The 11,316-nt window shown below is 38.8% G+C and carries 8 protein-coding genes; 2 read left to right on the plus strand and 6 right to left on the minus strand.

Going from position 1 to position 11,316, the window contains the following annotated elements; all coding sequences use genetic code 11:
* Positions 1-23 precede the first annotated feature (23 nt).
* From ABJG98_RS07570 to ABJG98_RS07595, 6 genes are all read right to left on the minus strand, one after another.
* Positions 24-3,179 carry a caspase family protein gene (locus ABJG98_RS07570; RefSeq protein WP_348278888.1) on the minus strand — a complete coding sequence of 1,052 codons (3,156 nt, stop codon included), beginning with the start codon at positions 3,177-3,179 and terminating at the stop codon, positions 24-26.
* A 3-nt stretch (positions 3,180-3,182) separates the two neighbouring features.
* Positions 3,183-4,028: a universal stress protein gene (locus tag ABJG98_RS07575; protein WP_348278889.1), complete on the minus strand. Its 846-nt coding sequence runs from the start codon at positions 4,026-4,028 to the stop codon at positions 3,183-3,185.
* 99 nt (positions 4,029-4,127) lie between these two features.
* A complete protein-coding gene (gene menA / locus ABJG98_RS07580; protein WP_348278890.1) occupies positions 4,128-5,015 on the minus strand; it encodes a 1,4-dihydroxy-2-naphthoate octaprenyltransferase in 888 nt (295 codons plus the stop codon).
* An 8-nt stretch (positions 5,016-5,023) separates the two neighbouring features.
* Positions 5,024-6,808 carry an arginine--tRNA ligase gene (argS, locus tag ABJG98_RS07585; RefSeq protein ID WP_348278891.1) on the minus strand — a complete coding sequence of 595 codons (1,785 nt, stop codon included), beginning with the start codon at positions 6,806-6,808 and terminating at the stop codon, positions 5,024-5,026.
* Positions 6,809-6,820: 12 nt separating this feature from the next.
* Entirely contained in the window at positions 6,821-7,756 is a 936-nt protein-coding gene (locus ABJG98_RS07590; RefSeq protein WP_348278892.1) for an arginine deiminase-related protein, read from the minus strand.
* The gene (locus tag ABJG98_RS07595) at positions 7,749-8,663 is read right to left on the minus strand and encodes an arginine deiminase-related protein (protein WP_348278893.1); all 915 of its coding nucleotides are present in this window, start codon (positions 8,661-8,663) and stop codon (positions 7,749-7,751) included. Before ABJG98_RS07595 ends, ABJG98_RS07590 begins: the two co-directional genes overlap by 8 nt.
* Positions 8,664-8,832: 169 nt before the next feature.
* Between ABJG98_RS07595 and ABJG98_RS07600 the strand changes: the two genes are divergently transcribed.
* On the plus strand, positions 8,833-10,218 hold the full coding sequence (locus ABJG98_RS07600; RefSeq protein ID WP_348278894.1) for an arginine decarboxylase: 1,386 nt from the start codon (positions 8,833-8,835) through the stop codon (positions 10,216-10,218).
* Positions 10,219-10,228: 10 nt separating this feature from the next.
* Complete coding sequence (locus ABJG98_RS07605) at positions 10,229-11,296, plus strand: hypothetical protein (protein WP_348278895.1); 1,068 nt, start codon at positions 10,229-10,231, stop codon at positions 11,294-11,296.
* The last annotated feature ends 20 nt before the right edge of the window (positions 11,297-11,316 follow it).

The following is an 11,316-nucleotide window of genomic DNA, read 5'->3' on the forward strand; positions in this document are numbered from 1 at the left end:
GTTTATTACAAAATCAATATGAATTATTCCTCTACGATTACAATGGGGAAATCTTGACCTCTAGAGAATGTGTGTGGATATTGTGGGCTTCCCTTGTATAAAATGCTCAATTCAGGGACCTGATCATCCAAATAACCTTTTAATTCATAGATGGTCACTTTTCCATCTTTCGGAGCACCATCGGCTGCGCCGGATAGTCCTTTTAGTAAAGCATATGTAAACAATCCATGACCTAATGATTCAAACTCCGTAGCATATTGTTCGCTTCCTGCTGCTGCCATTACATGTATACCAGAACTACGTGATAATTGAGCAATGGCCTTTTCTTCTGGAGCTCCTCTTTGGGCAAGTATTTCAACCGAACCGCCAGACTGGCATGCGTCCATAACGATCAGCTGTTTCAACGCTTTTATCTCCAACATAGCTTGTTGAAGTTGTGAAGCTTCTATACCATATTCATTCATTTTATCACTATCGTATAGTCTGCTTGCATTGGAGGATACCAAATAGAATTTACCATCGATCATACTCCCGTGTCCAGCATAATAAAACACAAACACATCATTGACTGAGATTTGACTTTGAAGTTCCGTGACCTTTTTCAGAATGTTCTCTTTAGTGGCTTCTCTATCAAATATTTCGTGCAAAATGATATTAGAGTAGATTTCACCGCCTTGTTTTTTCATTTGCGCTGCAAACGAATTTGCATCCGTTTTTGCATAGTTTAAGTTCAGTGATTTATTCTGGTATTCATTGATGCCTACAGCTAATATATGGCAGGTACTTCCTGGTACTTTAGAATCTGAGAATAAGGTGACAGATGCTTTATTCGATTCTAGGTTAGCATTCGATGAAGCTATGGCTGTAAATTCATTATGCCCAGCTACCAATGGATATTCTATGGAATAGATTTTTGCATTCTTGTCTGAGCGTATTTTTTGGATTTGAGGTTCCAGTGAAACTCTTCGTCCATTATGAAAAAACTTTACTTCTTGGATGCCTCCTCCCTTATCTTCTGCTTTTAGGTACAGCTTAGCCGTCTCTTCTTGTATCAGTCCTGAGAGCTTTAAAACTGGCGGGGGATCCTGATCTATAAGGTTTCCCATTGATTTTTTTCCAGCTCTTTTCGAACTAAAAATATCTTCTACCAATCCGGGCACATAGAATTCTTCCATTAATTGATCGGCTCCCACAGCTTCCATTCCTCGAACAAAGTGGATATTGGAAACTGCATCATCTGTTGCGTCAAAATAACCATCCGGCGTTTTCACCATCCAGTCGTTCTTACCTATCTGAATATGCTCAAAAAGTTCTTTTCGTTCGGTTAAGTCCCAAAATTTTGTAACTCCATCAACATCGGATGTCATCATTAAATTTTGAGCAATGCTGAGACCATTGATTTCGCCTTGATGGCCAGCAAGTGTACTTATTTTTTTACCACTGTTTTTATCCCAAAAACTTACAACCCGATCCGCTCCAGCAGTCACGATATGATCACCATATAACACACCTCCAAAAACTGGCTTGCCTGCAAACATGCGCTGCTTAATAAGGCCACTAGGCAAGTCCCAAAGTATAATAGATCCATCCCAGCTTGTTGTTAAAATTTCGTCTCCAATAACTTCGATTGCTGTGACAATTTCTTTGTGGCCCACAAACTCCTTTACGAATCTTTTAGTCTCTACTTCCCAAAGCTTAAGTGTCTTGTCTAACATTCCAACAACGAGATAGGCATCATTCGCTGTAAAACTTAAGGTGTATGTAGAGGCTCCCTCGTTGTATATATAATTATATCTTTCCCAGGTGTCTGTATCCCAAAGGCTTATTACTCCATCCCAGGCAGTGCTCGCAAGTAGTTTTCCGCTGTGACTCAGTTCAATATCAAATACAGGTTCTCGATGAGCTTTTATTTCTTTGATGCTCTTTCCTGTCTTTTCATCCCAAATGATGATTTTACCGTCGCCAGCACCTGTTGCTATGATATTCTCTCCAATTCTTTCGAAACATAGGATTCCTTTGTTGTGTCCTAAATATTCCATTGAGATCGATGCATTTTTCACATTCCACTTTCTAGCCTTGCTTCCAGTCTTTCCTATGAAAATGGATCTATCATCAAGCATCCGTGCAGACTTATATTTCACCCACTTGGCTATATAGTGCTCCCAATAACTGCCCAAATCATAATCCAGCCCGGTGCTTGAACGATTCAATATGCCATCATATCTCCTGATCTGATTTCCGCTGAAGTCAGTAACAGTCACCACCTTATCCACGGCTGCAACTATTTGCTCCTCATTTGGGTGGAACGAAGCATCGTTGATTTCTCCTCCCATTGACCACTTACTCACCAATTTTCCACTGTTATTATTATAGAGAAAAATGGAATCCTCATTTGCTGCAAGGAAATGTTTTCCAGAGCTTTGAAATCCTACTGCAGACACGTCTCTGAATTCTCGCTTTCCCTCCCACAGTTTACTGCCGTTCCTTAGATCATATTTGGTAAAAGTGGTTCCATTCGAGAGTTTTAGCAGCTTTCCGTCTCTCGTTGAGGTGAGTGTCCCACAACCACCACAGTAGCCTTTTTCAGGTTTGAATTCATATTGAAATGACCAGTCGTTGGTAGCGTAGACTTTAGCTGTTCGATTATCTTCTCCGGTTATTAAGTACTGACTATCCTGGCTAAAGTTGATACTTACTCCATAACCAACACCTCGATCAGAATTCGCCTTAATCTTATGAAGCAGTTTAAAATCAGTAGCATCGAAAATTGAAATAGAGTCAGCGTAGCTTCCAACTCCCAATAATTTTCCATCTGGACTGAACATCACTGAAGTGACATAATCCCTGAATTTTTCACTTTGCCATAGCAACTCTCCTGATGCTATGTTCCATACACCTACGGTTCCGTCGGCACTACTAGAAGCCAGCTGATTGTCACTCAAAGAAAAGCCATTTACCGTGTGATCATGCCCAATTAAAGTCCTTATCTCTTTCCCTGAAACAGCATCCCATATCTTGATTGTTTTATCTCTACTTGTCGTGATTAAGTATAGACCGTCGTTGGCGAATCTGGCCGACTTTACCGCCTCACCATGCCCTTTTTGAATAACGGCCTGAAAAGATTGAGCCTCTGCAAAACAGAGGCTCAGAAAAAATAGTATACAATGAGAAATTCTCACATCTTAATCTTTTAAATGAGTGGTCCAAACTGGGAATTGAGAATGATTCACAACATCCTCAGCTATGCTACCAGATAGGAAATGACCTACACCTTTTCGCTGATGCGTACCAAGAGCAATCATATCGGCCTTTACATCTTCTGCATAAAAGATGATTCCATCTTCTTCATTTTTGTAATTGTAGATATCGATGGTGTAATTGCTAATTGAATATTTTTTTACAAATTCTTCCATCTGTTTGGTGTCATGTCTTGTAGATGTGAAGCTTGCAGGCGTATTGATTTTAACAATATTCAATTGGGCATCAAATGTTTTTTGCATGTCCTTCATTTGAGAGACAAAGTCATCATCAGTATGCTGAAAATCTGAAGCAAAGACAATTTTTTCAATTGGTTCAAGCTCACATTTATTCTGAATCGTAATGACAGGGCAGGTGGCTTTCCGAACGATTTTTTCAGCATTCGATCCAGCAAAAAATTCATTCAACCCTTCTGCACCTTCTGTTCCCACCACCAACAAGCTCATTTTTTCTTCGATAATTTGATCGATAATGGTATTGAACGGATTACCTAATTGAATCTTAGTTGTTATTTTATCATCTGAATATTTAGCGGCCGTAACAACGTCTGCTAATTTAGCTTGAACCGTTTCATACATTTTCTTGATGTAAATCTGCTCCATTGGATCTACATTCTGCATGCCTAAAGTTTTAAACGAGTCTGCCGTAGGATGCTCGATTACATTTAAAAGCATAATCTCACTGTCTGCCTTATCAGCAATTTGGCAAGCAAAATCCAATGCATGTTCTGATACTTTTGAAAAATCGTATGGTACTAATATTCTTTTCATTTGATCCGTGTTTTATCTATCCCAAGTTAACCAAAAATGGAATTTATAGTTTGTTTTTGATGAAAATCATTGCTGGGTAGAGCATTTGTCAGTCAAAGGTTAGGTTAAGCCCTGACCTATTGAAAATAATAATGCAAAAAGAAAAACGGAAATAGCCATTTGCTTCAGGTATGGATCTAATTCATCCAGAGGCTTGCTATGTACTGCTTTAATGTTTTTAAAGAACAATATGCTGATGAAAAGGAAGATTAATGGGCCATAAGATTGAAAATTGAGAATGACGAATGTGACTGATGATGCCATACCACCTGCCAACAGTATGATGTGATATACAACAGCATTTTTCCTACCCAATCTAACTGGAATTGAGTTTTTCCCCGCTGCCTTATCAGTCTCAATGTCTCGGATGTTGTTCACATTCAGTACTCCAACACTAAATAGACCTAGTGAAGCTGCAGGTAACATCACCAACCACCTAAGTTCTTGTGTTTGCAGATAGTAGGTCCCAAATACCAGAACGATTCCAAAGAAAGCAAAGACGAAAATGTCTCCGAATCCTACATACCCGTATGGGTTTTTACCAACCGTATATTTGATTGCCGCTATTATTCCGATTATTCCTGTGGATAAGAAAATGAGTGCAGAAACCCAATCTTCAGGAAATGCTATTGCAAGCAAAATAGAACCTGATACTAAAGCTAACAGCCCGAAAATGATCATGGCCTTTTTCATAGCCTGAGGAGTAATTTGACCAGAGCTCACCATTCGTTCTTCTCCTTTTCGTTCTTTATCTACTCCTGATGAAGCATCACCATAATCATTGGCGAGATTAGACAAAATTTGTAGCAAAATAGCGGTGAGTAAAGTAAGCCCCGCAGTTATATAATTCAGTCCGATCGCATTGGCAGCTATCGAAGTACCTACCAACCAACCTGATATAGCCAGTGGAAGTGTGCGTAATCGAAATGCTTTAATCCAGGACTTCATATTAGAAATTACATACGTTCAGGAACCTCAATACCGAGAATGTTCATACTCTTTTTGATCAGCTTCGCTGTAATCGCAGAAAGTACAATTCTAAATGCGAGCCTGTCGTTATTTTCTTCATTGAATATTGGTACCTCTTGGTAAAAGCCGTTGTAGTCCTTTGCCAGATCGTAAACGTATTGAGCAATGATCGCTGGTGAATATTCTCTGGCTGCTTCTCTAAGTGACTTGGTGAATTCGGTAATTTTAAAGATCAACTCCACTTCTCTTTTGCTAAGCTCGCCAACCTTTTCAGGATCAAAGCCGGTTTGAACTTCCAATGACTTGCCTCTCCGTAAAATCGCTGAGATGCGAGCGTGAGTATATTGTATAAATGGACCTGTATGGCCTTGGAATTCAATGGATTCTTGTGGATTGAAAAGCATGCGCTTTTTAGGATCCACTTTCAAAAGGAAATATTTCAAGGCACCCAGGCCAAGCATACGATATAGGTTCATCGCCTCTTCTTCGTCCATCCCCTCAATCTTACCTAACTCTCTTGTATGCTTTTCTGCTGTATTGAACATTTCCTGCAACAGATCGTCGGCATCTACCACGGTTCCCTCTCGAGACTTCATTTTACCTGTTGGAAGATCAACCATACCATATGATAAATGATAAAGTCCATCGGCATATGCTCGTCCCAATTTCCCCATGATAGCAAAAAGTACCTTGAAGTGGTAATCTTGCTCGTTGCCTACGACAAACACGGACTTGTCAAATGCAAAATCTTTGTGCTTCATGTCGCAGGTTCCCATGTCTTGCGTCATGTAAACGGCTGTACCATCGGCTCTTAGCACAAGCTTTTCGTCCATACCCTCCGCGGTGAGGTCTACCCAAACAGATCCATTTTCTTTCTTGAAAAAGACGCCCTTTTCCAAACCTTCCTCTACCACTTCTTTGCCAAGTAAATACGTGTTAGACTCTTTATACATGGTATCGAAACTGATACCCATGGTCTCATAGGTCTTGTCAAAGCCTTTGTAAACCCAACCATTCATCTTTTCCCAAAGAGCAACTGTTTCTGCGTCTCCACTCTCCCACTTTTGAAGCATTTCTTGAGCTTCTTTAATGGACGGAGCTTCTTTTTTTGCTTCCTCTGGATCTATTCCCTTATCAATCAATGTGTTGATTTCGACCTTATACATTTGATCGAACTTCACGTAGTACTTTCCAATCAAATGATCTCCTTTCATTCCAGCGCTCTCAGGTGTTTCTCCATTCCCAACTTTCTGGTAAGCAAGCATTGATTTGCATATATGCACACCACGGTCATTTACCAGGTTCACTTTTTTTACTTCGTAACCATTTGCAGCCAATATTCTGGAAGCTGAGTCTCCCAGAAAGTTATTTCTCAAATGTCCTAAGTGTAGTGGTTTGTTCGTATTAGGCGAAGAAAACTCGACCATAACCTTTTGACCATTTGGTGAAAATGATCCGTAGGATTCATCGGCAGCAATTTCACTAAAAGTTTTTAACCAACTTTCATCACTCAATTCAAGATTGAGGAAGCCTTTCACCACATTAAAATTTGTGATGAAGTCCGTGTTATCTTTTAACCAATTTCCGATCTGTGCGCCCGAATCTTCAGGCTTACCTTTAGTGATTTTTAAGTAAGGAAAGACAACAAATGTGTAGCTCCCTTCGAACTCTTTTCGAGTAGGCTGAAGACCTACTTCTACCTCCGGTAAATCATGGTTATATAATTGGGCAAACGCCTCTGAAATCGCTTTTTGTATTTTTTTCTCCAGCATTTTGCTTGGTACCTATTTCTTTGGATTAAAAATTTCTGCCATCATACATCTGGCACTTCCTCCACCTAGCTTCTCGATTGTATGAATATCGCTATGAACGAGCCTTCCATGCTTTGATAATCTTTCTTTTTGATCCTCATTCAGTGAATGGTAAGCTGCAGAAGACATCACGACTAATCGATGATCATTCGCTCCCAGCACTTGTAACATGTTACCTGCAAACTGTTCCTTTTGGTGCTCTGAAATATCGATGACCTCTTTATTTGTTCTTTTAAGGGTAGATATCAGGTTAGCACGCTCTTCACTATCATCAATGCTTTCCAGACATACCACGGCAAATGCTTCACCCAGACACATCATCACGTTAGTGTGGTAAATGGGTAATCGACTACCATTCACAGTTTGCAGTGCATGAAATGCTATCGGGTCAAACCCTGCTTCATCGCAAAAATCTTCAAGAACATTGGGCATAGTACGCTCAGATATTGCGGCATATGCTATCTTATTTTGTCGATCGAGTAGCAGGCTTCCGGTACCTTCTAAATAGGCCCCTTTAGATTCCCAATCAGTAAAACTAATCACTTCTTCAACCTTAAACGCCTGTTTCAACCCTTCGATAATATCTTCCCTACGTTCAAATCTTCTATTTTCCGCATACATTGGATATAACCTAATGACACCATCTTGATGGAATGAAATCCAATTGTTAGGAAAAATCGAATCAGGAGTGGGCGGCTCTATTGTATCATCAAAAACAGTAACATTCACACCTTCTGAACGAAGTACATCTACGAATTGATCGAACTGGATTTGAGCTTCTTTCTGAATTTCATCAGAACTGAGACTAACATCATTTTTCTGATAATAATTATTCACCGCGGTTTGCTCATTCATATGAAAAGCAACCGGCCGAATCATCATAATGTTGTTTGTAATCTGCTTACTCATATTTCCTTCTTAGTGGCATGGTCGAGCACCTAAGCAAACCTTCCATTTTAGCTGTTTCTCTATACTTAACTTCCTCCACAGTCAATCCCCATTTTTTAAACTGTTCATTGAGTCGTCTGAAGCTACTATCTGAGATGACAATTTCCGGGCTGATGGAAAAAAAATTTGAATTCATCTCATACATCTCATCTTTTGTGATTTCAAAAACATTGTCCTTTCCGAAGAAATTGATAAGAAAATCTGCGTCCTCCTCCTTTTTAAATCCTCCTCGATAGATAACCGCTTTATCCTTACCAACAGGCTGAAAGCAACAATCTAAATGCAAGGCATTTTCCAGTGGGTCATTGTCAGACTTGTTTAGTTCAAAAGACTTGACTTTAAAATCTGTAAACGTTTTCTTCAAATAGTCAACTGCAGCTTCATTTGTTCTGGAAACAGTGTATTTATCAAAATCTTCTGCCTTAGAATAACCGACAAAAATGTGGTCTCTCCAAGGCATGATATCCCCACCTTCCATCCGCTCATGTTCATCAGGGAGTAAAACATTCTCAACCTGATCAATTACAAATTGAATGCCATCGGATTCTAGTTTTCTTTCTGGAGTAACACAAGGCACCACAAGCTTATCCTGAATCACGAAAGCTATATCTCTTGCGAAAATTTGGTTCAGCTCTGAAATACTATTGGGACGATAAACCTTCACTCCATGCTTTTCCAGCACTTTAGCGACCTGATCCATCTCTGAAATAAGATCAGCTTCTTTTGGAAAGGTGCCAGCTAAAATATGCTCTTTCGACTTGGGATCGTAGGTTTCTTCAATCTTCGGAATCCCTCCCATGCTATTAGCTATGCCTAATATCACTGCCTCTAGTGGTGCTGTTTCGTCTATAACTTTTACGGTGATCATGCGATTAGAAAATTGACGCAAAATTAAGCTTTATAATCAAGGTATGTTGCATCATTTAAAAAGGAAACTTACAAGATATGACTAAGATGTATTTCTAAATTCTGAAGGTAAATATTTTTATGAATCCTGTTTTTAATGGATAATTGCGTCCCAATTTTTCAGAAAGTCAATGAGAAAATATGCTGATCTAATAGATCAAACCTTTTACTTCCCCAACGAAGAGTTTAAAGTTGTAAAAGACACGCTTCATTTCCATGGTGTCAACTTAATGGATTTGATAAAAGAGTATGGCACTCCACTGAAGCTGAGTTATCTTCCTAAAATCGCGAAGAACATCAATTATGCCTACAAGATTTTTGATGATGCAATTAAGAAACATAATTATGATGGGAAGTATACATACGCATATTGCACGAAAAGCTCACATTTTCGATTTGTAGTTGAAGAGGCTCTCTTGAATAATGCACACATTGAGACTTCTTCAGCTTACGATATTCCAATTGTAAGAAGTATGGAAAAAGCGGGAAAACTCACCAAAGATCATTTTGTGATTTGCAATGGCTTCAAACGCCCGCTTTACTTGCAAGAGGTTTCGTCTCTTTTAAATGAAGGTTATAAAAACTGTATTCCAGTTTTAGATAACCTGAATGAATTGGGTCACTACAAAGAAAATGTGCAAAATGATTTTCAGATTGGCATTCGAATCGCTGCTGATGAAGAGCCTAACTTTGCTTTTTATACTTCCAGACTTGGAATTCGATATGGTGATATACTTCCATACTACAAGGAAGAAATAAAGAATTCTAATGCGAAGCTGAAGATGCTTCACTTTTTCATCAATACAGGCATAAAAGACTCAGCTTACTATTGGAGCGAATTAAGTCGATTTATTTACAAATATTGTGAACTTAAAAAAATCTGTCCTGAATTAGACACAGTAGATATTGGAGGTGGGTTTCCGATTAAAAATTCCCTTCATTTTGAATATGACTATCCTTATATGGCTGAGCAAATCATTGAGAATATTCAATGGATTTGTAAGAAAAACCATGTTCCGGTTCCAAACATTTTTACAGAGTTTGGCAGTTATACCGTCGGTGAAAGTGGAGCGACAATTTATTCTGTTCTTGATCAGAAACTCCAAAACGACAAGGAGCTTTGGTACATGATGGATGGTTCGTTTATCACACACATGCCGGATGTTTGGGGACTAAATCAGAAATATATCATGTTGCCGGTTAATCATTGGAAAAGCCCTTATCATAGGGTCAACCTTGGAGGACTTACATGTGACAGCATGGATTATTATGATTCTGAAGCACACATTGGTGAGGTGTTTCTTCCTCAATATGATGAAAACGAAACTCTATTTTTTGGCTTTTTTCATACTGGTGCGTATCAGGAGTCGTTGGGTGGATATGGAGGTATTCAGCATTGCTTGATTCCGGCACCTAAACATGTAATAATTGATCGGGATGCTGATGGAAAAATAACTCATGAGCTTTTCGCACCCGAACAGCATAGCGATGCGATGATGAAAATTTTGGGTTACTAATTCTGGAAAAATGAAAAAAATCATAGTTCTTCTAGCTCTGATTGGGTTGAGTCATTCTCCCTTTTGTCAAGTACTTGTTGAAAACATCCGACTTACCAGCGAGCCCAAACAAATACCGATCAATTTCAAGATTGGTAAGGTAAGTTGCTCGACAGTTATTCGGGACACTATTACTAATCATAAGGGATGGCAATGGCCAATCGAAGATGGTTTGATTGGAGCTATCACTGCTCATATAAATGAACAATATGAATCCACCAGCCATGAGACATTTCGCATGAATATCAATGAGTATAATTTCATCGTAAATGGATATAAAAAATGGAGAAGTTGGCTTGATGTTTCGTTTTATGATCAAAACAGAAATGAAATTTTCAGAGTTCTAAGTTGGGAAGATCTTGAAAGCATGCCCAAGAAAGAAAGAGGAGCAGCTGTGATCAAAACACTACTTCACGAATGTCTTAGTTTATATAACTCCTATCTCAGGAAAAGGCAAAACTATCTTAACACTGACAGCTTAAGAGCTGGTTTTTACATGGATCAAAAAGGTTTCCTTGACAATCAACCTTACTTTAATGATGAGGTAACTATTATGGATCTTGAAAATGGTAAAGAAGGTACAGGCATGTACTCAATCAAGTTTGCTAATGACTCCACATATGAAAAAAGTTTAGGAGGGTTGGTTTTTGGATATTCTGACGGTACGGATAACTACATTAGCACCAGAAATTATCAAAATACAACTGCATTTTCTAAGGTCATTACACAGGGTAAGGACTGGGCGATCTTTTATCATGATAAAGTGCCCTCAGATCCAGGTTTGGTAGCAGGTTCTATAGCAGCAGGCGTTATTTTAGGAGCATTGACAGGTATTGCTGTAGTTCCATACTTTAACAACTATGAAGGATATGTAGTTATCGACTTTGCATCTAATGAAGTTCAACCAGCCACATTGCAAATGTTGAAAACCAAAATAAACCAAAACCCAAGTTTGAAAAAAGAGGCTAAACTAGTTAGCAACAAAGAGTTAAAGGCAAATCTTTTAGATTGGTGGGAAAAGACAATGGAATCTCGTTAAATATTTAATTGTTCTTACCA

This window comes from Ekhidna sp. (assembly GCF_039960695.1).
Classification (GTDB): domain Bacteria; phylum Bacteroidota; class Bacteroidia; order Cytophagales; family Cyclobacteriaceae; genus Ekhidna.